Consider the following 25,812-nt stretch of genomic DNA (forward strand, 5'->3'; position numbering starts at 1 on the left):
CATGCGACTGGACATCGACGGGGTGACGGTCGAGGTGGCCGGCGCACGGCTGGTCGACGACATCCGCCTCACCGCGGACAGCGGGGCGTTCGTCGGGCTCGTCGGCCCCAACGGCAGCGGCAAATCGACCCTGCTGCGCTGTGTGTACCGGGCGCTGCGCCCGGCCGCCGGCACGGTACGGCTGGACGGCGACGACGCGCACGCCATGGACTCCCGGGCCGCCGCCCGGCTGCTGGCCGCACTGCCGCAGGAGTCGTCCGCGGAGTTCGACTTCACGGTCGCCGAGGTCGTCGCCATGGGACGGCTGCCGCACCGGGAGCGCACGGCCGCCTCCGACACGGAGATCTGCGCGCGGGCCATGAGCCGGACGGGGGTGGACCATCTCGCCGACCGGGGGTTCCTGGCCCTGTCCGGCGGTGAGAAACAGCGCGTCCTGCTGGCCCGCGCCCTCGCCCAGCAGCCCCGGGTGCTCGTCCTCGACGAACCCACCAACCACCTCGACATCGCCCACCAGCTGGATGTGCTGTCCCTGGTCCGCGACAGCGGCGTCACCGTGCTCGCCGCCCTGCACGACCTCAACCTCGCCGCCGCGCACTGCGATGTGCTGTATGTGGTCGCGGGCGGCCGGATCGTCGCCTCGGGCCCGCCCCACGACGTCCTCCACCCCGACCTGCTGGCCGAGGTGTTCGGGGTCCGCGCCCATCCCGTACGGCACCCGGAGACCGGCGCCGTCCAACTCCTGTTCGACCTGCTCCCGCCCACCACCTGAGGACACCCGTCCGCCACCCCCTTGAGGAACCCACGCCCATGCGCAAGCTGCTCGCCGCCGCCCTCTGCCTCGCCGCGACCGTCACCGCCACCGGCTGCGGCGCGACCGTCGAACCGGCCGAGGACGGCACGTCCCCGTCCACCTCCGCCGCGAAGCCGATCACCCTCACCAACTGCGGACAGAAGATCACCTTCGACAAGGCCCCCGAACGCGTCGTCACCAACGACGTGGGGATCACCGAGCTGATGTTCGCCCTCGGCCTGGAGGACCGGATGGCCGGGTTCGCCATGCCCGACGACAAGGGCGATCTCAGCGGCGTGCCGTGGAAGGACGGCTACGACAAGGTCAAGTGGCTGTCGAAGGACCAGCTCACCAAGGAGAACGTCCTCGACGCCAAGGCCGACCTCGTCTTCGCCGGCTGGAACTACGGGTTCCGCGAGGACGCCGGGTTCACCCCCGACGCCCTGAAGAAGCTCGGCGTCCCCTCGTACATCCTCACCGAGTCCTGCCGCAACGGCCGTACCGAGACCTCGCGCGGCATCATGCCGCCCCTCGACGCCCTCTACACCGACCTCACCAACCTCGGAAAGCTGTTCGGCGTCGAGAAGCGGGCCGCGACCCTCGTCGCCGACTTCAAGAAGCAGATCGCCGACGTCAGGAGCAAGGCACCCGCGAAGAGCCCCAAGGTCTTCCTCTACGACAGCGGCCAGGACCAGCCCTTCACCTCCGGCCGCTTCGCCGCCCCCGAGCAGATCATCACCGAGGCCGGCGGGGTCAACGTCATGCACGACGTCGAGGACTCCTGGACCACCGTCGGCTGGGAGAGCGTCGTCCAGCGCGACCCCGACGTCATCGTGATCTGCGACTACGGGGACGTCAGCGCCGAGCAGAAGAAGAAGTTCCTGCTCTCCTACGCCCCGCTGCGCGGCGTCTCCGCGATCAAGCACAAGCGGATCTTCGTCCTCGACTACGTCGACCTGGTCGAGAGCCCCCGCAACCCGTCGGCCATCGCCCGCCTCGCCGCCTACCTGCGGACGGCCTCCAAGAGCTAACGGACCGTACTGCGCCCCACAACCGTGCCCGCGCGGTCGATGCAGATGACGTCGACCGCGACGGGCGCGCCCCGCAGCACGGCCAGGGCCTCGTCACGGGCCGTCTCCGCCACCAGGTCACCGAGCGGCACCCCGGCCGCCGCGCACAGCTGGAGCGCGGCGAGCCCGGTGTTGGCGCCCGCGACCTCGGCGGCCAGTGCCTCGTCGGCGCCGCCGCGCCGGGCCAGTTCGGCGAGGAAGCCCTTGTCGACCTGGGAGCGGGCGGAGTGCAGATCGAGATGGCCGGCGGCGAGCTTGGAGAGCTTGGCGAAGCCGCCGCAGATCGTCAGGCGGCCGACGGGATGCCGGCGTACGTACTTGAGGACCGCGCCCGCGAAGTCGCCCATGTCGAGCAGCGCGTCCTCGGGCAGGTCGTACTCGGCGACGACCGTCTTCTCCGACGTCGACCCCGTGCACCCGGCGACATGCGTGCGCCCGGCCGCCCGCGCCACGTCCACGCCCCGCCGGATGGAGTCGATCCACGCCGAGCAGGAGTACGGGACGACGATCCCGGTGGTGCCGAGGATCGACAGACCGCCGAGGATGCCCAGGCGGGGATTCCAGGTGGAGCGGGCGATCTCCTCGCCGTGGTCGACGGAGACGGTGATCTCGACGTCCCCGGTGCCGCCGTGGCGGGCGGCGACCTCGGCGACGTGGTCCCGCATCATCTGCCGGGGGACCGGGTTCACCGCCGGCTCGCCGACCGGGAGGGGCAGCCCGGGGCGGGTGACCGTCCCGACGCCGGGCCCGGCCCGGAACACCACGCCCGCCCCGGCGGGCAGCCGCCGCACCGTGGCCCGGACCAGCGCGCCGTGCGTGACGTCCGGATCGTCGCCCGCGTCCTTCACGATCCCCGCCATCGCGCTGCCGTCGGTCAGCTCCTCGGCCGCCAGCGCGAACGCCGGGGTCTGCCCCTTCGGCAGGGTGATGGTCACCGGGTCCGGGAACTCGCCGGTCAGCAGCGCGGTGTACGCGGCCGTCGTCGCCGCCGTCGCACAGGCACCGGTGGTCCAGCCGTGCCGCAGACCGGTGTGCTTCAGTTGGGCGGCACGACCACCCTTGGCCGCGCCGGCCCCCTGCGCCGTGTTGTCGCTGTCGCTGCTGTCGCTGCTCATGAACGGACCCGGATTTCCATGCACGTACTGATCCTCGGCGGAACCACGGAGGCCCGCCGCCTGGCCGAGCTGCTGCACGCCACCCCCGGCCTGCGGCTGACCAGCTCACTGGCCGGCCGGGTCGCCAGCCCCCGGCTGCCCCCGGGCGAGGTCCGCGTCGGCGGCTTCGGCGGGGCCGAGGGGCTGGCCGCCTGGCTGCGCGAGCACGGGGTGGACGCGCTCATCGACGCCACGCATCCTTTCGCCGGGACCATGAGTTTCCACGCGGCACGGGCTGCCGCCACCTCCCATGTTCCCCTGCTCGCGCTGCGCCGCCCCGGCTGGGCCCCGGCCCCGGACGACGACTGGCACGACGCCGGCTCGCTGGACGAGGCCGCCCGGCTGCTGCCCACGCTCGGCCGGCGGGTGTTCCTGACCACCGGGCGGATGGGCCTGGCCGCCTTCGCCGCCCTGGACGACCTGTGGTTCCTCGTCCGGTCCGTCGACCCGCCCGAGGCCCCGTACCCGGCCCGGCTGGAGGTGCTGCTCGACCGGGGCCCCTTCACCCTCGACGGTGAACGGGAACTGCTCCGCCGCCACCGCGTCGACGTCGTCGTGACCAAGGACAGCGGCGGAGCGGCCACCGCGCCGAAGCTCACCGCCGCCCGGGAGGCGGGGCTGCCGGTGGTCGTGGTGCGCCGCCCGCCCGTGCCCGAGGACGTCCCCGTGGTGCCGGACCCCGAGGCGGCCGCCCGGTGGGTACGGGAGCGCTCGCGCACCCCGCACTGAGCCTCCGGCCCGGCCGCGCCGCGGACGGCACGGCGCGCCCGCGACGGTCGGCCCTCCTGGACGGGGCGTGGCGCCCGCCCGGAGGCCCGGCGCCCGCCTGCTGATCCTCGCCGGACGGAGTCCGCGCACGTCGGAGCGGTCCGCTCCGGGCCGTCCGGCCCTCGTCGGCGCGGCACGGAGCGCGTCCGTCGAGCCGGCCCCGCCCCGCTCACCCCTCCGGATACCGGCGCGGTGTCCAGACGATCTCCTCGCCGTCCCCACGCCGTACGACCCGGGTCTGCGAGGAGCCGATCAGCAGGATCGTGCGCATGTCGACCTCGGACGGGTCCAGGTCGGCCAGCCGTACGATCCGTACGCGCTCGCCGGCACCGCCCACGTCCCGCGCGACGACGACCGGGGTGTCCGGAGCCCGGTGCTCCAGCAGCAGTTCACGCGCCTTGCCCACCTGCCAGGTACGGCTGTGCGAACCGGGGTTGTAGAGCGCCAGCACCAGATCAGCCGAGGCCGCCGCGCGAAGCCGTTCGGCGATGACCTCCCAGGGCTTGAGCCGGTCGGAGAGGGAGATCGTGGCGTAGTCGTGGCCGAGCGGGGCGCCCGCGCGGGCGGCGGCGGCGTTCGCCGCGGTCACCCCCGGCAGCACCCGCACCGGGACGTCCGCGTACTCCTCCTGCGCGGCGACCTCCAGCACGGCCGTCGCCATGGCGAAGACCCCCGGGTCACCGCCGGAGACCACCGCGACCCGCCGCCCGCGCCGGGCCAGATCGAGGGCGAACTCGGCGCGCTCCGACTCGACCCGGTTGTCCGAGCCGTGCCGCACCTGCCCGGCACGCTTCGGCACCCGGTCCAGATAGGTGGTGTAGCCGACCAGGTCGTCGGCGGCGGCCAGCGCGCCCCGCGTCTCGGGCGTCAGCCACAGCGGACCGGCGGGCCCGGTCCCGACCACCACGACCTCGCCCCGCTCCCGCGCCTCGGGCCGCTCGGCGTCGACCTGGCTGGGCAGCACCGCCACCGCGAAGTACGGCACCGACTCCGGGTCCACGTCCGCCAGTTCGCCGACCCGCTCCCCGGCCATGGTGGCCCGCTCGACATACCGGGCCTCGTCCAGCCGGCCCGAACGCTCCAGCGCGCTCCGCACCTTGGTGAACGTCCGCCCCAGCTTCATCACCACGGCCACGTCCGTCGCGGCGAGCCGTGCCGTCAGCTCCTCCTCGGGCAGGGTGCCCGGCAGGATCGTCAGCACCTCCTCGCCCTCCACCAGCGGGGTGCCGAGCCGCGCGGCGGCGGCGGACACGGACGTCACACCGGGGACGACCTCGGTGTCGTAACGGTCCACGAGCCGCTTGTGCATGTGCATGTAGGAGCCGTAGAAGAGCGGATCGCCCTCCGCGAGGACCGCGACCGTGCGCCCCGCGTCGAGATGCGCCGCCAGCCGCGCCGACGCCTCCGCGTAGAACTCCTCCATCGCGCCCTTGTAGCCGCCGGGATGGTCGGTGGTCTCCGTCGTCAGCGGATACATCAGCCGTTCCTCGATCTGGTCGGCGCGCAGATGCCGCGCCGCGATCGAGCGGGCGATGGAACGCCCGTGCCGGGCGCAGTGATACGCGATCACGTCCGCCCCGGAGATGACCTCGACGGCCCGCACCGTCATCAGGGACGGGTCACCGGGGCCGAGCCCCACCCCGTACAGCTTGCCGCGCACCGTCTCGTCGCGCACTGCCTCGCCGCTCACTCTTCCTCGCTCGCGATCGCGTTGAGCGCGGCGGCGGCGATGGCGCTCCCGCCGCGACGGCCGCGTACGACGATGTGGTCCAGGCCCGACGGATGCGCGGCCAGCGCGTCCTTGGACTCGGCGGCGCCCACGAACCCGACCGGCACCCCGATGACGGCGGCGGGCCGGGGCGCGCCCTCGTCGATCATCTCCAGCAGCCGGAACAGCGCGGTGGGCGCGTTGCCGACGGCCACCACCGAGCCCTCCAGCCGGTCCCGCCACAGCTCCAGGGCGGCGGCGCTGCGGGTGGTGCCCAGCTTCGCCGCAAGCTCGGGGACGGCCGGGTCGGAGAGCGTGCACAGCACGTCGTTGCCGGCGGGCAGCCGCTTGCGGGTCACCCCGCTGGCGACCATCCGGACGTCCGTGAAGATGGGCGCCCCGGCGCGCAGGGCCGCACGGGCACGGGCCACCGCGTCCGGTGTGTACACCAGGTCCCGTACCAGGTCGACCATTCCGCAGGCGTGGATCATCCGGACCGCGACCTGGCTGACGTCGGCGGGCAGGGCCGCGAGGTCCGCCTCCGCGCGGATGGTGGCGAAGGACTGCCGGTAGATCGCCGGGCCGTCCTTCTCGTAGTCGTAGGTGGTCACGGTGGTCTTCTCGCTGCTCTCGGTCGTCGTACGGGTGTCGTTGGCGCGGGTGTCGTTCGTCGTGCGGATGCCGTGCGTGCCGCTCATGAGGTGATCGCCGCCAGGGCGGTGGCGAGGCGGCCCGGGTCGGTCATGTGGGTGGTGCGGGGCTCGGGTCCGGTGGTGGTGCGGGTCAGTTCGTAGCCGCCGCCCTCCACCGCCACCACGTCGACCCGGTCACCCGGGGGCCGGCCGCAGCGGCGCTCGCAGCCGGACCAGTACAGGGGGAGTCCCGCGCGCCCGGCCGCCTCCAGGCTTCCGGTCGCGTCCGCCCGTACGTCCGCCAGGGACTTGGCGCAGCCGGGCCGCCCGATACAGGCGCCGACCCGCCGCCAGGGCGAGGCGGGGTCGGTGACGAGGCCGGTCACGGAGAGCCGGGCCAGCGCCTCGCCCGTCCGCTCCTCGCCCAGGCCGGGCGCCGGGACGACGACTCCCCGCCAGGGGGTCAGGCGCAGTTCCCGGTACGGGGTCGTGGCCGCGAGTGCGGTCAACTCCCGCCACTGGAGGCCGGTGAGGCGCCCGAGGGGGACATGGACGGAGAGGGCGTCGCCGACGGCTCCGGGCGGCGGCCCCTCGGCTCCGGCCGGGGGTGTCTTCGCAGGGGTCCGGGACTCGGCGGCGATCCCGTCGGCGGCCAGCCGGTCACGGACCGGGCCGGACAAGGCCTCCCGCTGCGGGAGTTCGGTCACCCGCCAGACCCGGGCCCCGCTCTCCCGCGCCGCCGACAGGAAGGTCTCGGCGGCGGCCAGAGCCGCGTGAGCGGCGTCCGCGCCCGGCACCCACAGGACCTCGTCGGCCGCTCCGAGACTCAGCAGCGCACCGCCGTCCCCGGCGGCCCGTACGGTCACATCGGCGTCGAGCCCGGCCACATCGCCCCGCCCGTCGTCGAGCGCGAACAGGAACCGGCCCGACAACTCCCGTGCCGCCGTGCTCGCGCACAGCTCCGCGTCGAGCGCCGACAGCCAGGGCCGTACGTCGTACAGACCCCGCCCGTCGAGGCCGGACAGCGGCGAGGCCACGATGTTGCGCACCCGCTCGTGCCCGGCGGACGGCAGCAGCCCGGCCGCCGCCAGCGACCCGGCCAGCTCGCCCCCGCAGCCCCCGGCCAGCCCCCGCAGCTGCACATTGCCGCGCGAGGTGAGGTGAAGATCACCGTCACCGAACCGCCGGGCGGCCTCCGCGAGCGCCTCGGCCTGGCGGACGGTCAGCACACCACCGGGGACCCGGACCCGGGCGAGCGCCCCGTCGTCCGCCGTGTGCAGCCTGAGCGTCCCCGGGCAGGCGTCGCCCCGGTCCCGTGGTGCCACTGTGGCCTGGGACGATGACGGAAGGGGAGACGCGGAGGACATGGCCGCGAGCATACCTATCGGTACTCCGGGCGTACCCCCCACCCTTTTGAGGGGACCCTTACTATGCTGCTTGGCGGATCATCCGGTCCGCCGACGCCACAAGGCAACGCCACCAGGCGACAGGGGAGGAAGCCGGTGTGAGTCCGGCGCGGTCCCGCCACTGTGAGCCCGCCCCCGGAAGGGCGGGCGAGTCAGGAACTCCCTTCCCCGTACCCCTCGGTCCCGACCGAGCAGGGGAGCCCGAAGATCCGACACCGCCCGGGGCGCGGACCCCGAGGAAGGCCAGCAGCCGCATGCAGCCATCGTCCGGGGAGCGCTCCGCGCAGCCCCACATCCTGCTCCTGTCGACGTCCGACACCGACCTGCTCAGCGCCCGCGCGGCCGGCGGCCCGGTCCCGTACCGCTTCGCCAACCCCTCCCGTCTCCCGCTGGAGGACCTCCCGGCCCTCCTCGACGGCGCCGGCCTGGTCGTCGTCCGCCTCCTCGGCGGCATCCGCGCCTGGCAGGAAGGTCTCGATCTGCTGCTCGCCGACGGCCGCCCGGTCGTCGTCCTCACCGGTGAACAGGCGCCCGATGCCCAGCTGATGGCCGCCTCCACGGTCCCCGTCGGCATCGCCGCCGAGGCACACGCCTATCTCGCCCACGGCGGCCCCGCCAACCTGGAGCAGCTGGCCCGCTTCCTCTCCGACACGGTCCTGCTCACCGGCCACGGCTTCGACGCCCCCGCGCCCGCCCCGTCCTGGGGCCCGCTGCCCCGGGAGGCGAGGGAGACCGACGGCCCGACCGTCGCCGTGCTCTACTACCGGGCCCACCACATGAGCGGCAACACCGCCTTCGTGGGCGCCCTGTGCGAGGCGATCGAGGACACCGGCGCCCGCGCGCTCCCCCTGTACGTGGCCTCCCTGCGCGCCCCCGAGCCCGAGCTGATCGAGGAACTGCGCGCCGCCGACGCCATCGTGACCACCGTCCTCGCCGCGGGCGGCACCAAGCCCGCCGAGGCCTCGGCCGGCGGCGACGACGAGTCCTGGGACGCGGGCGCCCTCACCGGCCTGGACGTGCCGATCCTCCAGGCCCTGTGCCTGACCGGTTCGCGTTCCGCCTGGGAGGAGAGCGACGAGGGTGTCTCCCCGCTCGACGCGGCCAGCCAGATCGCGGTCCCCGAGTTCGACGGCCGCCTGATCACCGTCCCGTTCTCCTTCAAGGAGATCGACGAGGACGGCCTCCCCGCCTACGTCGCCGACCCCGAGCGCGCCGCCCGGGTCGCCGGGATCGCCGTACGCCACGCACGTCTGCGCCACATCGCAGGCGCCGACAAGCGCCTCGCGCTCGTCCTGTCCGCCTACCCGACCAAGCACTCCCGCATCGGCAACGCGGTCGGCCTGGACACCCCGGCCAGCGCGGTCGCCCTGCTGCGCCGACTGCTCGACGAGGGCTACGACTTCGGGGGCGCCGACGTCCCCGGTCTCGCCTCCGGCGACGGCGACGAACTGATCCGCGCCCTCATCGAGGCCGGCGGCCACGACCAGGACTGGCTGACCGAGGAGCAGCTGGCCCGCAACCCGGTCCGTATCCCGGCGGCCGACTACCGCCGCTGGTACGCCGGACTCCCCGAGGAGCTGCGCACCTCCGTCGAGGAGCACTGGGGCCCGCCGCCCGGCGAGATGTTCGTCGACCGCAGCGCCAACCCGGAGGGCGACATCGTCCTCGCGGCCCTGCGCTTCGGCAATCTGCTGATCCTCATCCAGCCGCCGCGCGGCTTCGGCGAGAACCCGATCGCGATCTACCACGACCCCGATCTCCCGCCCTCCCACCACTACCTGGCCGCCTACCGCTGGATCGCGGCCCGCGCCGACGACGGCGGCTTCGGCGCCGACGCGATGATCCACCTCGGCAAGCACGGCAACCTGGAGTGGCTGCCCGGCAAGAACGCGGGCCTGTCCGCCGCCTGCGGCCCCGACGCCGCCCTCGGCGACCTGCCGCTGATCTACCCCTTCCTGGTCAACGACCCGGGCGAGGGCACCCAGGCCAAGCGCCGCGTCCACGCCACCCTCGTCGACCACCTCGTGCCCCCGATGGCCCGCGCGGACTCCTACGGCGACATCGCGCGCCTGGAGCAACTCCTCGACGAGTACGCCCAGATCTCCTCCATGGACCCGGCCAAGCTCCCGGCGATCCGCGCCCAGATCTGGACCCTCATCCAGGCCGCCAAGCTCGATCACGACCTCGGTCTGAACGACCGCCCCGAGGACGACGGCTTCGACGACTTCCTGCTCCACGTCGACGGCTGGCTCTGCGAGGTCAAGGACGCCCAGATCCGCGACGGTCTGCACGTCCTCGGCAACCCGCCGGCCGACGCCGACCGCGTCAACCTGGTCCTCGCCATCCTGCGGGCCCGGCAGATCTGGGGCGGCACCACCGCCCTGCCCGGTCTGCGCGAGGCCCTCGGCCTCGACGAGTCCGCCGCCACCCGTACGACCGCCGACGAGGCGGAGGCCAAGGCCCGCGCCCTGGTCGAACGTATGGAGGAGCTGGGCTGGGACCCGGACTCCGTGCCCGACGAGCACGGCGAACAGGTCACCGCCATCCTGGAGTTCGCCGCCCGCGAGGTCGTCCCGCGCCTGAAGGCCACCACCGCCGAACTCCACCACGTCGTCCACGCCCTGAACGGCGGCTTCGTCCCCGCCGGCCCCTCCGGCTCCCCGCTCCGGGGCCTGGTGAACGTCCTGCCGACCGGCCGGAACTTCTACTCCGTCGACCCCAAGGCCGTCCCCTCCCGCCTCGCGTGGGAGACCGGGCAGGCCCTCGCGGACTCCCTGCTGGAGCGCTACCGCGCCGACAACGGCGAATGGCCCACCTCCGTGGGCCTCTCCCTGTGGGGCACCAGCGCCATGCGCACGTCCGGCGACGACGTGGCCGAGGCCCTGGCCCTGCTCGGCGTCCGCCCGGTCTGGGACGACGCCTCCCGCCGTGTCACCGGCCTGGAGGCCGTTCCCGCCGAGGAACTGGGCCGCCCCCGCGTCGATGTCACCCTGCGCATCTCGGGCTTCTTCCGCGACGCGTTCCCGCACACCATCGGGCTGCTCGACGACGCCGTACGGCTGGCCGCGTCGCTCGACGAGCCCGCCGAGGTCAACCACGTACGGGCCCACGTCCAGGCGGACCTGGCCTCCCACGGCGACGAACGCCGGGCCACCACCCGGATCTTCGGCTCCCGGCCCGGCACGTACGGCGCGGGCCTGCTCCAGCTCATCGACTCCCGCGACTGGCGCACCGACGCCGACCTCGCCGAGGTCTACACGGTGTGGGGCGGTTACGCCTACGGCCGGGAACTGGACGGCCGCCCGGCCCGCGAGGAGATGGAGACCGCGTACAAGCGGATCGAGGTGGCAGCGAAGAACACCGACACCCGTGAGCACGACATCGCCGACTCCGACGACTACTTCCAGTACCACGGCGGCATGGTGGCCACCGTCCGCGCCCTGCGCGGCACGGCTCCCGAGGCGTACATCGGCGACTCCACCCGCCCGGAGACGGTCCGCACCCGCACCCTCGTCGAGGAGACGTCGAGGGTCTTCCGGGCCCGTGTGGTCAACCCCAAGTGGATCGAGGCGATGCGCCGCCACGGCTACAAGGGCGCCTTCGAACTCGCCGCCACCGTCGACTACCTGTTCGGCTACGACGCCACCACGGGCGTGATCGCCGACTGGATGTACGACAAGCTCACCGAGACCTACGTCCTCGACGAGACCAACCGCGAGTTCCTCCAGCAGGCCAACCCCTGGGCCCTGCACGGCATCGCCGAGCGGCTGCTGGAGGCGGAGTCGCGCGGTATGTGGGAGAAGCCGGACCCGGCGGTGCTGGAGGGGCTGCGTCAGGTCTACCTGGAGGCCGAGGGGGACCTGGAGGGCGGCGAGGACTGACGGCGGGCCCCGGCCGCCGCCACGAGCGCCCCGAAGAGGGCCTGTTGTACCGGGTCCTCTTCGGCGGTGTCCTCCGGATGCCACTGGACGGCGGTGAACCAGCCGGGCGCGCCCGGGAGTTCGAGCCCTTCGACGGTGCCGTCGGCGGCGCGGGCGGTGACCTGAAGCCCCTCGCCCGGCCGGTCCACGCGCTGGTGGTGGTAGCAGGAGGCCTCCACCTTCTGCGCCCCGGTGGCGCGCTCCACCAGGGTCTCGCGCCGGAGCGCCACCGGGTGCACGAGGTGGCGGTGCTCCCGGTCCGGGCCGCCCATGTCCTGTTCCAGGGTGCCGCCGAGGGCGACGTTGACGACCTGGAGGCCCCGGCAGACCGCGAGCAGCGGGATGCCCGACTCCAGGGCGGTGCGGGCGACGTCGAGATCGAAGGCGTCCTGTGTCTCGTCCACGTCGTAGACGCTGGAGTGGGTGTCGGTGGCGCCGTACCGGTGCGGGGCGAGGTCGCCGCCGCCGGGGAGCAGGACCCCGTCGAAGCGGGCGAGGCGCGCGGCCACGTCCTCGGGGGCCGGATGGATGGAGGCGGGCTCGCCGCCCGCCCGCCAGACGGCCTCGATCAGCGCGCGGGCGTTGACCTCGGCGGCGTACCGCAGCGCGGAGGTCGTGGCGGCGAAGCGGGCGGGGACGGCGATCAGCGGTCGTACGGGCGTGGTCACAGCTGGATCCAGGTCGTCTTCAGTTCGGTGTACTTCTCGATGGCGTGGGCGGACTTGTCCCGGCCGTTGCCCGACTGCTTCATGCCGCCGAAGGGGACGGTCAGGTCGCCCTCCTCGTAGCAGTTCACCCAGACCGTCCCGGCCTTCAGCGCGCGCGAGACCTTGTGGGCGGTGGCCAGGTCGGAGGTCCACAGGCCGGCGGCGAGGCCGTACTCGGTGGCGTTGGCGAGCGTCACGGCCTCGTCGAGGTCGTCGAAGGCGAGGACCGACAGGACGGGGCCGAAGATCTCCTCGCGGGCCAGCCGCATACCGGGGTCCACCCGGTCGAAGACGGTGGGCTCCAGATAGCTGCCGCCGGTCTCGGCGCGGGTCCGGGAGCCGCCCGCGCGCAGGCGGGCCCCCTCGCTCAGACCGGTGGCGACATGGTCCCGCACCCGCTCCAGGTGGCTCTCGCCGACCAGGGCGCCCATCTCGGTGGCCGGGTCGAGCGGATCGCCGACGCGCAGCTCCCGGGCGCGGGCCACGATCGCCTCGGTGACGCGTTCGGCGACGGAGGAGTGCACCAGGAGCCGGGAGGGGGCGGTGCACATCTCGCCCTGGTTGAAGAAGATGCCCCAGGCGGCGGTGGCGGCGGCCTTCTCCAGGTCGGGGGCGTCGGGGAGGATGATGTTCGGTGACTTGCCGCCCAGTTCGAGCCAGACGCGCTTGAGGTTGGAGTCGGCGGAGTAGCGCAGGAAGTGCCGGCCGACGGCCGTGGAGCCGGTGAAGGCGAGCACGTCCACGTCGGGGTGGAGGCCGAGGGCCCGCCCGGCGGTCGGTCCGTCACCGGTGACGACGTTGAGGACACCGGGCGGCAGTCCGGCCTCGGTGCCGATCCGGCCGAGGAGCAGTGCGGAGAGCGGTGAGTTCTCGGACGGCTTCAGGACGACCGTGCAGCCGGCCGCGAGCGCCGGGGCGACCTTCCAACTCGCCAGTGTCAGCGGGAAGTTCCATGGTACGACCGCGCCCACCACCCCGGCGGGCTCCCGGGTGACGAGGGCCAGGGAGTCGGGGGCGGTGTGCGGCGACTCGTCGGTGAGCTTGTCGGCCAGCTGCCCGTACCAGCGGAACGTGGTGATCGCGGCGCGCAGTTCGATGTCGTGCGCCTCCGTGTACGGCTTGCCCATCTCCAGAGTGATGGTCAGGGCGAGCCTCTCCCGCTGCTCTTCGAGGAGTTCGGCGACCCGGAGCAGGACGCGGCCCCGGTCGGCGGGGGCCAGACGCGGCCAGGGGCCGGAGTCGAAGGCGCGGCGGGCGGCGGCCACGGCGAGGCCGACCTCGGCGTCGCCGGCGTCGGCGACCTCGACGAGGACCTGCCCGTCGCGGGGGGACACGACGGCGAAGGAGGCGCCCCCGCCCGCTTCGTCCACCCCGTCGATGTGGTGCCTGCCGGGCAGGTCCAGCTCCTTGGCGCGACGGAGCAGTACGTCGTGTGCGGGGGCGGGGGCGGGCATGGGCGCTCCTCTTCTTGTCGTTTCTCGGTGGTTCCTGGACCGGGGTCAGTCCGTGGCCGGCCGGCCGCCCCGGGTCACCCGTGCCGCGACGAGACCCAGGACCAGCACCACCGGCACGGTCAGCTGCAGCCACATCGCGGTGGTGCTGTCGCCGCCGATGAGGGTGGTGAAGTTCACGATGATCAGCCAGATCGCCCCGGCGATGCCGAGCGCGCCGAGCACCGGTGCGATCAGTGTGTTCCAGGGCCGGGTGTCGGCGCGGGTGCGGCGGAAGAAGACGACCACGGAGACGGAGGTCAGGAAGTACAGCAGCATCATCGCGAGGACGGCCACACCGCTGAACCAGGAGAACAGCGTCAGCACGGGATCCTTGCCCAGCACGGCGAACGGGACGATCAGGGCCGCCGCGATCACGGTCTGGACGACACCGGCCGCCCAGGGGGAGTGGCGGCTGTTGAGCGTGGTCAGCCCGCGCGGCAGCAGACCCTCGCGGCCCAGGGAGAACAGATAGCGGTTGGCGGAGTTGTGGAACGCCAGGATGCCGGCGAACAGGGAGGTGGCCAGCAGCACGGGCAGGACGTCGCCGGTCCAGGCGCCGAACTCCGCCGCGATGGGGGCGAAGACCCAGCCCGCCGCGTCGCCGCCCTCCAGCGCCTTGCCCGCCTCCGCCGTGGCCTGGGACGCGCCGTGCGCGGAGACCAGCATCCAGGAGGTGAAGGCGAAGAAGCCGGTGACCACCGCGACCGACAGATAGGTGGCGCGCGGCACCGTCTTCCTGGGCTCCCGGGCCTCCTCGCCGTAGATGGCGGTCGCCTCGAAGCCGAACATCGACGCCACGGCGAACATCAGCGCCACCCCGGGGGCGCCCTGGAGCGCCGCGTCGGGCGAGAAGCTGTCGGCGAGGCCGAGCCCCTCGGGGCCGCCGCCCTTGACGAAGGTCACCACGGCGAAGGCGATCAGGATGCTGAACTCCGCCAGCACGAACACGGCCAGCACCTTGGCGCCCATCTCGATCCCGGCGGCGCCGAGGACCTGGACGACCACCATCGTCACCAGCGCCCACACCCACCAGGCGATGCTGACATCGGCGTAGTGCTCGACGAGACCGCTCACCGTGGCGCCGTAGAGCCCGTACATCGCGGCCTGGATGGCGCAGTACGCGAAGAGCGCGACACCGGCGCTGCCGGAGCCGGCCGACCGGCCGAGTCCCTTGCCGATGTAGGTGTAGAAGGCGCCGGCGTCGACGACATGGCGGCCCATGGTGACGAAGCCGATGGAGAAGAGCAGGATCACGACGCCGGCCGCGATGTACGCGGCGGGGACCCCGGCGCCGTTGCCGATGACGACGGCGATGGGGACGGCGCCGGCGATGCCCGTCAGCGGGGCCTGGGCGGAAAGGACGAAGAAGAGGATGCCCAGGACACCGAGCGAATCGGGCTTGAGCCTGCCTGCCGTGGAGGGGTCTGGTGCGTGGTGCGGGGCGACCGCCGTCTGACTGTCCACTCGGATCACCTGTCGGGGACGGGGAGGGATGGGTTTCGTTTAGGCCCAAACGAGTTGCCTCATCGTGGGCCCGAACTATCCGTTTGGCAAGGGGGCTCGTGAAGATTTTCAGGAGGTGTGGCCGACGGGTGCGACAGGAGCGCGCGGGCACACCGAGAAGCCCCGGACGACGGACGCCCGGGGCCGTGACCACTGAGGTCAGAGGCTATGCGAGGGCGTCGCCCACCACGTCGGCGTCGCTCACCGCGTCGGCGTCGCCCACCGCGTCGGCCTCGTCGTCCCGGCGGGCGTCGCCGTTCGCGTGCAGCAGCCGCAGCAGGGTGCGCAGCTCCTCCACGGCCCGGTCCGTGACCTCCGGCTCGTCGAAGACCAGCTGGTGCAGCACCAGCCCGTCCAGCGCGGCGAAGACCAGCCGGGTCAGCGCCTGGTCCGCGCCGGCCGGGAGCATCCGGCCCAGCTCGCGCCGGGCGGCGTCGAAGTACTCGTCGTACAGCTCACGGATCTGCGGCAGCAGCTCCGGCCGGCGGCGGGACTCCAGCAGCAGCTCGTACTGGAACGCCTGGGTGTCCGGATCGGCCGTGACCATCTCGGACAGCCCGACGGAGAAGTCCGCGACCCTGCCGGTGCCCGGTTCCAGGGAGCTGGTGTCGAGCGAGGTGCGGATGGTGTGGGCGAGGGCCTCCTCGATCAGCGCGTCCCGCGACCCGAAGTGGTGCACGACGAGACCATGGGTGACCCCCGCCTGCTCCGCGACCGCCCGGTAGGTGAGCTTGCGCAGCCCGCCCCGCGCCACCACGTGCACGGCGGCGTTCAGCAGGGCCTCGCGGCCCGCGCCGTAGTGGAGGCGCTTGCGTGGCCGTCGGCTCTTCGGGACGTCGGCGGAGTCGGTCATGCGCGTGACCCTACCCGCCTTCCTCCCGCCCGCCACGGGCCCGTCTCCACCCCGGGAGGTCACCGCCGGGGCGGGCGGACGCCACGGAACTCCCAGTCGCCGCCGAGCGCGGTGGACAGCACCTCCTCGGACTCGGTGGGCTGCGCGCCCACGTCGCTCCGTACGGCGGTGGGGCCGGTCACGATGTGGTTGGTGAGCCGGCCGAGGCCCTCCACCTCCACCTCGACGACATCGCCGGGCTGGACCGGCCGGGAGTTGGCCGGGGTGCCGGAGAGCAGGACGTCGCCCGGGTACAGCGTGATGGTGCGGGCGATGTCGGCGACGAGGTAGTGCATGTCCCACTTCATCTCGTCCGTCGAACCGTCCTGGACGACCTCGCCGTTGACGTACGTCCGCAGCCGCTTGCCGTGGAAGTCCCAGTCGGTGACGAGCCCCGGCCCGAGCGGGCAGAGGGTGTCGGAGCCCTTCACCCGCAGCATCGAACCGGCGTCGGTGTCACGGAAGTCGTGCAGACCGTAGTCGTTGGCGACCGTGTAGCCGGCGATGTACTCGCCCGCCTCGGCGGGGGAGATGTTCCGCGCGGTCTTCCCGATGACGATGGCGACCTCGCCCTCGTAGTTGAGCCACTTGCAGCCGTCGGGCCGGACGATCGCGCCCTGGTGGGAGTTGAGGGAGGAGGTCGGCTTGTGGAAGTAGGTGGGTGTCTGAGGAAGATCGATCTGGAACTCGTCGACGCGGCTGCGGTGGTTGAGGTGGACGGCGATCACCTTGGACGGCACGACCGGCGGGAGGTGCCGGGCCTCCTCGGTCTTGACGCGGCGGCCGTCACCGGCGACCAGTTCGTCGCCGTCGACGGTGACGTCGACGGTGGCTCCGTCGAGAAGGATGCGGCGGTACTCAGGCATGGGTGGGCTCCGTGGTGGTGGTCGTAGGGGTGCTGCCGGTCCAGCCGTCGGCGGGGCGGTCGAACCAGAGGTGGACCTGTCCGGTGCCGATGGAGTTCTCGTACGCGCCGTACTGGCGGGCCCTGGCGGTGCAGGCCCGCTCGCCGAGCGCGCCGGCCATCATCAGGTAGTGGAAGAACTTCGCCTCGGGCTTGTACTTCCAGAACGCGTCCATGGTGTCGAGGACCCTGTCGTGGCGGCCCTCCTTGAACCAGGCGATGCGCTCGTGGTCCGCCTCGCGCGCCTCGGGCGTGAAGATGTGGACCGGGTCGCTGGACTCGTGGTCGCGCAGCTCGCGCAACGGCCAGAAGGTGTGCGACAGCGCTCCGGAGGCGATCACCAGCACACGCCGCCCCTCGGTCGCGGCGATCCCGTCGGCGAGCGCCCGCCCCAGCCGCAGATGGTCCTCCATGTCCCCGGTCTGGCAGACCCCGATGGTCACCCACCGCTTGTCCGGCAGGCCCTCGCCGAGGAACTTCCAGAGGTTGATCGTGGCGTAGTAGATCGGCAGGTACTCGTCCTCGATCGCGGTGATCCAGGTGCCGTGCTTGTCGGCGAACTTCTCGATGTTGTGGGCGAGTTCGGGGTCACCGGGGAAGTCGTACGGCATCCGGCACATCCCGCGCGGCAGCTCCTCGGAGGTGAAGAGCCCGGCCCTGCGCTGCTGGGCGGTGACCACGAACTCGACCGTGGTGGCCCAGTGGGAGTCGAGGACGACGACGGTGTCGTAGTCGTCGCGCTCGAAGACGTCCTTGCGCAACTGCCGGAGCCCGGTGACGAGGGTGATCTCCCTGCCCTCGTTCAGCTCCAGCCGGTCGGCCTCCGGCAGCACGATGGTGGGGACGTGGGCGAGCAGCCCGGCCCCGACGATCTCACCCATGGTCCTGGTTCCCTCCGTTCGGCGCGGTCACGGTGTTCTTCAGGTCGCAGTAGAAGTCGAAGCTCCAGGTGCCGCCCTCCCGGCCGACCCCGGAGTGCCGGGAGCCGCCGAAGGGCGCCCGCAGGTCGCGGACGAAGAAGCAGTTCACCCAGACCGTGCCCGCGACCAGCCGCTCGGTCACCCGCGCGGCGCGCTCGGTGTCACCGGTGGCGACGGTGGCCGCCAGTCCGAACCGGGTGTCGTTGGCGAGCCGGACCGCCTCGTCCTCGTCGGTGAAGGTCTGCAGGGTCAGGACCGGCCCGAAGACCTCCTCCTGCACGATCTCCGAGTCCTGGGCGACATCGGTGAGCAGCGTGGGCGCGTAGTACTGCCCGTCCTTCGGGTGCCCGCCGACGACCACCCGGGCCCCGTCCGCGACCGCCCGCCGCACGAACCCGTCGATCTTCTCCAGCTGCAGGGGATGGATGTTGGGCCCGATGTCGGTGGTCTCGTCCCGGGGGTCCCCCTGTACGAGGGCTCCGGCCTTCTCGACGAACCTCCGGGTGAACTCCTCGGCGACCGATTCCTCCACCAGGAACCGGGTGGCCGCGAGACAGACCTGCCCGGCGTTGTCGTACTGCTCCACCGCGAGGTCGACGGCCAGCTCCAGATCGGCGTCCGCGAACACCAGCAGCGGTGACTTGCCGCCCAGTTCGAGGCTGAGCGGAGTGAGGTTCGGCGCCGCCGACGCGGCGATCCGCTTGGCCGTCGGCACCGACCCGGTGAAGCTGATCCGCCGTACGTCCGGATGCGAGGTGAGCGCGTCACCGATCTCCGACCCGTACCCCTGTACGACATTGAGCACCCCGGCGGGCAGCCCCGCCTCGGCGGCGATGTCCGCCAGCAGCGACGCGGTCAGCGGTGTCCACTCGGCGGGCTTCAGAATCACCGTGTTGCCGGCCGCCAGCGCCGGCGCGACCTTCCAGGTGGCCAGCATCAGCGGCGCGTTCCACGGAGTGATCAGCACGGACGGCCCCGCCGGGTCCCAGCTCACGTGGTTGGCGTGCCCGCGTGTCTCGAACTCCTCGTGCTCCAGCGTCAGCAGCCGGTCCGCGAAGAACCGGAAGTTGTGCGCCACCCGGGGCATGACGCCTCGGCGGTGGGAGCGCAGCAGGGCCCCGTTGTCGTTCGTCTCGACGATCGCCAGCTCTTCGAGCCGCTTCTCGACCCCGTCGGCGACGGCGTGCAGCAGACGGGCGCGCTCGGCGCGAGGGGTGGCGGCCCAGGCGGGGAACGCCTCCCGGGCGGCGGCGACGGCGGCCTCGACCTCGGCCGCACCGCCACGGGCGATCTCACCGAGAACGCGCCCGTCGATGGGGGAGACATCGGTGAAGGTCCCGGCGGAGGCGACCCGCCGCCCACCGATCCAGTGTCGGGTGTCGACGGAGACCCCGGCGACGATGATCTTGTCAGACATGAAGATGGCTCCAGATGTACGAAGAGGGGAACGGCCGCGCCCCTTCAGGGGCGCGGGGAACTGCGCGACCAGCCACAACGAACCCGCAGTCGCCCACGAACCTCACTCGGCAACCGCTTCGGACGTCCCGGACTCCAACAACCGTCCGCCGTCCCAGACAACGCCCACCTGCCGGTAGTACGCGGCGATCGGCTCACGAACCTCCAGCCGAGCCAACTCCTCCGTAGGCGCCTCGAACAACTCCAGCTCGGCCTCACCCATCCACGCCTGACCCGCCTCGAAGGACGCCGCCCCGGTCTCGATCAGCTCGTCGAGCGCCAGCCCCTTGCCGTTCTCGATGGACGGCAGCCACCGGTGGTGCGCCATGGGGTGCGCGTTCACGAACCCGTTGGTCTCCGCGGGCTCCCGCAGCGTGACCACGGTCTGGGCGAGGCGCCGGTCGGCGGCGGCCAGCGTCGCCCCGAACCGCGCCCCGGCGGCGATCCGCGGAGCGGGCCCGTACGGATGGGGCCGCGTCTGGTGGATGGACCCGAGCTTCTTCGGATACCCCTGGTGCAGCCCACGGGCGATCGCGAAGTCCTTGTCGACCCAGATGTAGACGCACCGCGAGTACGTCCGCCCCTTGTACCCGCAGCGGACGACCGCGAAGGCCTCCTTGTACTGCGAGAGCACCGGATCGAGCAGCTCGGCCCCCGACGCGGAGCAGGACTGCCAGTCGGCCCAGATCAGCGCGACCGCGCCCGGGTCCTCGTCGGCCAGTTCCAGCGGCTCGGGCAGCAGCTCACGTACCCGCGCCGGGTCCGTGCGGTACTCGACGGTGAGCAGGTCGCCCGAGTAGCGCCACGGCGGGGCGGGGATCAGCGACGAGGCACCGCTCGCCGTCTTGGGGTGGAAGTAGCCACGGACAGCAGACATGAGAGGGGATCCTTACGCGGTGAGGGCGGGCTGCTTCAGCAGTTCGGCGCGGTAGCGGGCGGCGGCGGACACGGCCCGGGGGCCGCCGAGCGCGACGACGCCGACCAGCCGGCCGCCGTGGTGGTAACCGACCAGGACATCGGCGGCGGGGTCGCCGTCCAGGACCCGTACGTCGTCCCGGCCGAGCACGGGTGCGCCGAAGGACTGGAGCCGGAAGTCGTGCTGGTCGCTCCAGAACGTGGGAAGCGGCGCGAAGGGCGGCAGCTCGGCGCCGGTGAGGACCTTCGCCGCGTGCTTGGCGGTGTCGGTGGGGATGGACCAGTGCTCGACCCGGCGGGGCACGCCGTCGTAGCGGGCGTTGGGGAACCGGGCGACATCACCGACGGCGACCACCTCGGGTCGGCCGCCGACCCGCAGCTGGGCGCAGGTGAGCACGCCGTCGGAGAGGTCGAGGCCGTTGCCCTCCAGCCACTCCACGTTGGCGACCGAGCCCACCGACTCCACGACCACGTCGGCGGGCAGGACGGTCCCGTCGTCCAGCACGACGCCGGTGACCCGGTCCTCGCCCTCGAACCCGGCGACGCCCCTGCCGAGCGCGAACCGCACCCCGCGCTCCTCGTGCCGCCGCAGCAGCGCGCGCCCGAGGAGTTCGCCGAGCGGCCCGACCATGGGCAGCTCCAGCGGATCGACGACGGTGACCTCGGCGACGCCGAGTCCCACGGCGGTGGCGGCGACCTCGCAGCCGATGAAACCGGCACCGACCACGACCACCCGGACCCCGGGCCGGGTCAGCTCGTCCCGCAGGCCCTGCGCGTCGGCGAGGGTGCGGACCGTGTGCCGGCCGGTCAGGGGGCCGGGGCAGCGCAGCCGCCGGGGCCGCATCCCGGTGGCGACGACCAGGGCGTCGTAGGCGAGCACCGAGCCGTCGTCCAGTGCGACGGTCCGGTCGGCCAGGCGGGAGGCGACGACCTTCGTACCGAGGCGCCACTCCACGTCGGCCACGCTCGCCCGGGGGCGGAAGGCCAGCGACTCGAAGGGCGCCTTTCCGGCCAGCACCTCCTTGGAGAGCGGGGGCCGGTTGTACGGCATGTGGGGCTCGTCGCCGACGACGGTGACCGCCCCGGTCCAGCCGGCCGCGCGCAGCTGCTCGGCGGCGCGCAGCCCGGCCATGGAGGCGCCGGCCACGACAACGCGTGTGCTCATGGCGGTCAGGCCTCGATCCGGATGGCCTGCAGCGGACAGACGTCGGCGGCTTCCTCGACCTCGTCGAGCAGCGCGTCGTCGGGGTCGCTGACATAGGCCAGGCGCCCGTTCCCGTCGAGCTGGAAGACGTCGGGGGCGGCGAAGACACACTGCCCGTGGTCCTGGCACTTGTTCATGTCGACGACGACCTTCATGGTGACCTCCAACTCGTTTGGCTTCAAACAACATAGGAAGTCGCCCACCCCTGGTCAATACCTGTCCAGGTGGATAATTTTTCTGTCCGACCCCCTTGCGGGCCGCTGTGGTCGTTCTTATCGTTTGGCACCAAACAACTGGTCCGAGCCGCCGAGGAGACAACGGTGAGCGCATCCGAAACACCGGCCGTCAGGCACCAAGCCGTCGCGCACCACCAGGAGCGGCTGGCCGCCGAGGGCATCGACGTGGTCCGGGTGACCTATCCGGACCTGATCGGCACCGACCGGGCCCGTGACGTGCTGCTGGAGCAGCTGCCGACGGCGTGCGAACACGGCCTCGCCTTCTGCAAGGCCGTCTACCACACCTCGCCGCAGGGCGATGTCGTCCCCGTCGCGGGCGGTCTGGACGCCGGACTGCCGGACATCCACGTCCGCCCGGACCTCGACACCCTGGTCGCCCTGCCCTGGGAGCCCGGCGTCGCCACCTGTCTCGGCGAGACCATCGACCCGGCCACCGGGGCACCCGCCCCCGAGTCCCCCCGGGACCTGCTGCGCTCGGTGCTCGCCCGCTGCGCCGAACAGGGCCTGCGCCCGGTGGTCGGCCCCGAGCTCGAATACTTCCTCTGCGACGAGGACCCCGGCTCCCCGAGCGGCTGGAAGCGCTACTCCGGCGCCGCCGGCGTCGTCTACACCGCCGGTCTGCGCGCCGACCCCGACAACCACCTCCTGCGCACCCTGCGCCAGCTCCGCGATCTGCGCATCGGGGTCACCAACGGCAACCACGAGTTCGACGGCGGCCAGTTCGAGATCAACCTCACCCACTCCGAGGCCCTCAGCGCCGCCGACCGCTCCTTCCGCTTCAAGGCCGCCGTCAAGGAACTTGCGCGCAAGGAGGGCCGCCTCGCCACCTTCATGGCCCGGCCCTTCAACGACGCGGGCGGCTCCGGCTTCCACCTCCACCTCTCCTGCGACGACGAGCAGGGGAACAACGCCTTCGACGACCCCGAGGGCCGGTACGGGCTGTCCACGACCGCCCGGCACGCCATCGCCGGTGTCCTCGCCCACGCCCCGGCCCTCGCCGCCCTCGCCAACCCCACCGTCAACTCCTACAAGCGCTTCGGCCCGGACACCCTCGCCCCCTGGCTGATCGACTGGGGCCTGGACAACCGCAGCGCCATGGTCCGCATCCCGCCCGAGCGCGGCTTGGGCGCCCGCCTCGAACTGCGCCTCGGCGACGCCGGCGCCAACCCGTATCTGCTGATCGCCGGCACCATCGCCGCCGCGCTGCTCGGGGTGCTGGCGGGCGAGGAACCCGCCGCCCCCCTGGAGGGCTACGGCTACGACACCGCCCGCGCGGCCGTCCTGCCGATGAGCCTGCCCGCCGCTCTCGACGCGCTGGAGGCGGACACCGCACTCACCGAGATCCTCGGCAAGGACTTCACCACCTCGTACCTCACCTACAAGCGCGACGAGGTCGCACGCTTCCAACGGCACGTCACCGACTGGGAGTTCACCGAGTACGCCTACCACCTGTGACGCCCGGGAGAACCACCACCATGACCACTTCCGCCCACCTTCCCACCGCCTTCGCCCGCGAGGCCGTGGAAGAGCCCATGCCGCTGGACGACGTAAACCTCGCCGACCTCGACAACTTCACCGACGGCATCACACCGTGGCGCATGTTCCACACCCTGCGCCACCACGACCCCGTGCACTGGCAGCCCGAGGAGGCCCCCAACTCCGGCTTCTGGTCGGTCACCCGGCACGCCGACATCGCCACCGTCGACCGCGACGCCGAGACCTTCACCTCCACGAAGTTCGTCAACCTCGAAGAGGTCGACGACGACCAGATCAGGACCCGCGCCTCCATCCTCGAACTGGACGGCGTCCGCCACCGCGCCCTGCGCAGCCTGCTCCAGCGCCAGTTCGGCGCCAACGTCATCAACAGCTACGCCGACTTCCTGCGCGGCCTCACCGCCACCACCCTCGACACCGCCCTCGCCAAGGGCACCTTCGACTTCGTCGCCGACGTCTCCGCGGACTTCCCCATCAACGTCCTCGCCCGACTCCTCGACGTCCCCCCGGAGGACAACCAGAAGCTCATCGACTGGGGCAACCGCATCATCGGCAACACCGACCCCGACTACGCCGACGTCCTGCTCGGCAGCGCGGAGAGCGAGCAGTACAAGCATCTGCCCTTCCGCTCGCCCGCCTCCCTCGAAGTCTTCGAGTACGGCCGTGAACTGGCCCGGCAGCGCCGCGGCGGCGACGGCACCGACCTGGTCTCCCGGCTCGTCAACACCACCCCGCGCGACGGGGTCCCGCTCTCCGCGCAGGACTTCGACAACTACTTCCTGCTGCTCGTCGTCGCCGGCAACGAGACCACCCGCCACACCATCACCCACTCCATGCTGGCCCTGCTCCAGCACCCCGAGCAGCTCGCCCGCCTCCAGGAGGACCCCTCCCTGATCCCGCTGGCGACCGAGGAGTTCCTGCGCTGGGCGTCCCCCGTCTACCACTTCCGCCGCACCGCGACCCGTGACGTCGACCTCGGCGGCAAGCGGATCAAGGAGGGCGACAAGGTCGTCATGTGGTACGCCTCCGGCAACCGCGACGAGGCGGTCTTCGGCGACCCCTACGACTTCGACGTGGCCCGCGCCGACAACGACCATGTCACCTTCGGCAAGGGCAGCCCGCACCTGTGCCTGGGCAATCTGCTGGCCCGCACCGAGATCCGCATCATGTTCGAGGAGCTGATCCCGCGCCTCGCCGACATCCGCCTCGCCGGCGAGGTGCCCCGCGTCCGCTCCAACTTCGTCAACGGCATCAAGAAACTGCCGGTCGAGGTCACCCTCGCCTGAGCGTCGGCCGCCCTCCCCCGGTGCGCCCGCGCGCGGCGACTTCACGTCGTCGCACGCCTGCCTCCGCTCCTCCTCCGCCGGTAGCGTGGGACGACGTCGACCTGAGGTGGGGCCATGCGGGCGATCGTCGTGGGGGCGGGCATCGGCGGACTGGCCGCGACCCTGAGTCTGCGGCACGCCGGGTGCGAGGTGACCCTGGTCGAGCAGGCGCCGCGCTTCACCGAGATCGGCGCCGGTATCCAGCTGGCGCCGAACGCCACCCGCGTCCTGCGCCGGCTCGGCGTCCTCGACGCGGTCGACGCCCGGTCCTCCCGGCCGTCCCGGCTGAGCTTTCGCACCTGGTCCGACGGCGGCGAGATCTGCCACTACGCGCTGGGCCGCGCGGCCGAGGACGCGTTCGGGGCGCCGTATCTCCAGGTCCACCGGGCCGATCTGCACCAGGCCCTCGCCGCCGCGGTGCCGCCCGCCGCGGTGCGGCTGGACACCGTCGCCGTGGGCATCGACCAGGACGACACCTCCGCGCGGGTGACGACGGCCGACGGCGACCGGCTGACGGCGGACCTGGTCGTCGCCGCGGACGGTATACGATCCGCCGCCCGCCGATGGCTCTTCGGCGCCGACGAGGCGCTGTTCTCGGGGACCGCCGCCTACCGCTCGCTGGTGCCGGCCGAGCGGGTGGCCGACCTCGACCTCCCGGAGTACGCCCTCTGGCTCGGACCCGGACGGCACGTCGTGCACTACTGGGTACGGGGCGGCGAACTGCTCAACGTCGTGGGCGTCGTCGGCACCGACGCGGCCCGCGAGTCATGGACCGCCCGCGCCGAGCCGGAGGAGCAACTGCGCGCGTTCGAGGGGTGGGACCCCCGGGTGCGCGACGTCCTCGGCCGCACCGGCACGGTGCTCCGCCAGGGCATCCACACCCGCGCCCCGCTCGCCCGCTGGAACGTCGGCCGGGTCACGCTGCTCGGCGACAGCGCCCACGCCATGGTGCCCTTCCAGGCCCAGGGTGCCGCCCAGGCCCTCGTCGACGCGGCCGTCCTCGGTGACTGCCTCACGGGCGCGGCACCGGCCGACGTGCCCGACGCGCTCGACCGGTACGTGCGCCGACGGCTGGCCACCGCCACACGGGTGCAGGCCGGGTCGGCGCGGGCCGGTGAGGACTACCACCTCCCGGACGGGCCGGAGGCGCTCGCCCGCGACGCCCGGCTGGCCGCGCGGGCGGCGGAGAACGAGTTCGGCCCGCACGCGGGCGCGTGGGGGATCGACGAGGCGTAGGCGAGCGCGCAGGCGGAGACGGCTGTCGGTGGCACGGGGTGTCCTTTTCGGACGAACATCCAATATTTCAGCGAGGAGAC

At 72.7% G+C, this 25,812-nt stretch carries 21 protein-coding genes and 1 riboswitch; of the genes, 7 read left to right on the forward strand and 14 right to left on the reverse strand.

The genetic code is table 11. The features are described 5' to 3' along the window. Position 1: 1 nt before the first annotated feature. Positions 2–769, forward strand: a complete 768-nt coding sequence (locus tag J8M51_RS28585; protein WP_086755087.1) for an ABC transporter ATP-binding protein — start codon at positions 2–4, stop codon at positions 767–769. Between the two features lie 38 nt (positions 770–807). Further along, on the forward strand, positions 808–1,821 hold the full coding sequence (locus J8M51_RS28590) for an ABC transporter substrate-binding protein (RefSeq protein WP_086755086.1): 1,014 nt from the start codon (positions 808–810) through the stop codon (positions 1,819–1,821). Here the strand turns inward: J8M51_RS28590 and J8M51_RS28595 are convergent. Next, positions 1,818–2,975 carry a cobalt-precorrin-5B (C(1))-methyltransferase gene (locus tag J8M51_RS28595; RefSeq protein WP_086755085.1) on the reverse strand — a complete coding sequence of 386 codons (1,158 nt, stop codon included), beginning with the start codon at positions 2,973–2,975 and terminating at the stop codon, positions 1,818–1,820. The genes J8M51_RS28590 and J8M51_RS28595 overlap by 4 nt on opposite strands. Positions 2,976–2,993: 18 nt before the next feature. Here J8M51_RS28595 and J8M51_RS28600 point away from each other — a divergent pair, with 18 nt between their 5' ends. Further along, complete coding sequence (locus J8M51_RS28600; protein ID WP_086755084.1) at positions 2,994–3,743, forward strand: cobalt-precorrin-6A reductase; 750 nt, start codon at positions 2,994–2,996, stop codon at positions 3,741–3,743. A 208-nt stretch (positions 3,744–3,951) separates the two neighbouring features. Here J8M51_RS28600 and cobJ read toward each other — a convergent pair whose 3' ends face one another. From cobJ to cobG, 3 genes are all read right to left on the reverse strand, one after another. Continuing rightward, positions 3,952–5,391 (reverse strand): precorrin-3B C(17)-methyltransferase, encoded by a 1,440-nt coding sequence (gene cobJ, locus J8M51_RS28605; protein ID WP_236067350.1) that lies wholly within the window; start codon positions 5,389–5,391, stop codon positions 3,952–3,954. Positions 5,392–5,468: 77 nt separating this feature from the next. Beyond that, entirely contained in the window at positions 5,469–6,101 is a 633-nt protein-coding gene (locus J8M51_RS28610) for a precorrin-8X methylmutase (protein WP_086755098.1), read from the reverse strand. 83 nt (positions 6,102–6,184) lie between these two features. Beyond that, positions 6,185–7,489 carry a precorrin-3B synthase gene (gene cobG / locus J8M51_RS28615; protein ID WP_256964371.1) on the reverse strand — a complete coding sequence of 435 codons (1,305 nt, stop codon included), beginning with the start codon at positions 7,487–7,489 and terminating at the stop codon, positions 6,185–6,187. A gap of 125 nt (positions 7,490–7,614) precedes the next feature. Next, positions 7,615–7,690, forward strand: a riboswitch (cobalamin riboswitch). Between the two features lie 92 nt (positions 7,691–7,782). On the opposite strand from cobG, the gene cobN reads away from it, so the two are divergent. After that, positions 7,783–11,409: a cobaltochelatase subunit CobN gene (gene cobN / locus J8M51_RS28620; protein ID WP_086755082.1), complete on the forward strand. Its 3,627-nt coding sequence runs from the start codon at positions 7,783–7,785 to the stop codon at positions 11,407–11,409. Here the strand turns inward: cobN and J8M51_RS28625 are convergent. The 10 genes from J8M51_RS28625 to J8M51_RS28670 form a co-directional block, all read right to left on the reverse strand. Further along, a complete protein-coding gene (locus J8M51_RS28625) occupies positions 11,367–12,116 on the reverse strand; it encodes a gamma-glutamyl-gamma-aminobutyrate hydrolase family protein (protein WP_086755081.1) in 750 nt (249 codons plus the stop codon). The genes cobN and J8M51_RS28625 overlap by 43 nt on opposite strands. Then, complete coding sequence (locus J8M51_RS28630; RefSeq protein WP_086755080.1) at positions 12,113–13,609, reverse strand: aldehyde dehydrogenase; 1,497 nt, start codon at positions 13,607–13,609, stop codon at positions 12,113–12,115. Before J8M51_RS28630 ends, J8M51_RS28625 begins: the two co-directional genes overlap by 4 nt. Before the next feature lie 45 nt (positions 13,610–13,654). Then, complete coding sequence (locus tag J8M51_RS28635; RefSeq protein WP_086755079.1) at positions 13,655–15,112, reverse strand: APC family permease; 1,458 nt, start codon at positions 15,110–15,112, stop codon at positions 13,655–13,657. A gap of 205 nt (positions 15,113–15,317) precedes the next feature. Next, positions 15,318–16,004, reverse strand: coding sequence for a TetR/AcrR family transcriptional regulator (locus tag J8M51_RS28640; RefSeq protein WP_256964368.1), 687 nt, complete (start codon positions 16,002–16,004; stop codon positions 15,318–15,320). A gap of 59 nt (positions 16,005–16,063) precedes the next feature. Further along, positions 16,064–16,909, reverse strand: coding sequence for a fumarylacetoacetate hydrolase family protein (locus J8M51_RS28645; RefSeq protein WP_086755078.1), 846 nt, complete (start codon positions 16,907–16,909; stop codon positions 16,064–16,066). Beyond that, positions 16,902–17,828, reverse strand: coding sequence for a 3,4-dihydroxyphenylacetate 2,3-dioxygenase (locus tag J8M51_RS28650; protein ID WP_086755077.1), 927 nt, complete (start codon positions 17,826–17,828; stop codon positions 16,902–16,904). Before J8M51_RS28650 ends, J8M51_RS28645 begins: the two co-directional genes overlap by 8 nt. Continuing rightward, positions 17,821–19,284, reverse strand: a complete 1,464-nt coding sequence (locus J8M51_RS28655; RefSeq protein ID WP_086755076.1) for an aldehyde dehydrogenase — start codon at positions 19,282–19,284, stop codon at positions 17,821–17,823. Before J8M51_RS28655 ends, J8M51_RS28650 begins: the two co-directional genes overlap by 8 nt. 102 nt (positions 19,285–19,386) lie before the next feature. Continuing rightward, on the reverse strand, positions 19,387–20,199 hold the full coding sequence (locus J8M51_RS28660; protein WP_086755075.1) for an acetoacetate decarboxylase family protein: 813 nt from the start codon (positions 20,197–20,199) through the stop codon (positions 19,387–19,389). Positions 20,200–20,211: 12 nt separating this feature from the next. Then, the gene (locus J8M51_RS28665; RefSeq protein WP_086755074.1) at positions 20,212–21,402 is read right to left on the reverse strand and encodes an NAD(P)/FAD-dependent oxidoreductase; all 1,191 of its coding nucleotides are present in this window, start codon (positions 21,400–21,402) and stop codon (positions 20,212–20,214) included. A 5-nt stretch (positions 21,403–21,407) separates the two neighbouring features. Further along, positions 21,408–21,596 (reverse strand): ferredoxin, encoded by a 189-nt coding sequence (locus J8M51_RS28670; protein ID WP_086755097.1) that lies wholly within the window; start codon positions 21,594–21,596, stop codon positions 21,408–21,410. 165 nt (positions 21,597–21,761) lie between these two features. On the opposite strand from J8M51_RS28670, the gene J8M51_RS28675 reads away from it, so the two are divergent. From J8M51_RS28675 to J8M51_RS28685, 3 genes are all read left to right on the forward strand, one after another. Continuing rightward, a complete protein-coding gene (locus J8M51_RS28675) occupies positions 21,762–23,132 on the forward strand; it encodes a glutamine synthetase family protein (protein ID WP_086755073.1) in 1,371 nt (456 codons plus the stop codon). Positions 23,133–23,152: 20 nt separating this feature from the next. Next, on the forward strand, positions 23,153–24,457 hold the full coding sequence (locus tag J8M51_RS28680) for a cytochrome P450 (RefSeq protein WP_086755072.1): 1,305 nt from the start codon (positions 23,153–23,155) through the stop codon (positions 24,455–24,457). Between the two features lie 114 nt (positions 24,458–24,571). After that, positions 24,572–25,732, forward strand: coding sequence for an FAD-dependent monooxygenase (locus tag J8M51_RS28685; protein WP_216587293.1), 1,161 nt, complete (start codon positions 24,572–24,574; stop codon positions 25,730–25,732). Positions 25,733–25,812: the final 80 nt, after the last annotated feature.

Origin of the sequence: Streptomyces griseiscabiei (assembly GCF_020010925.1) — a bacterium.
Lineage (GTDB): Bacteria > Actinomycetota > Actinomycetes > Streptomycetales > Streptomycetaceae > Streptomyces > Streptomyces griseiscabiei.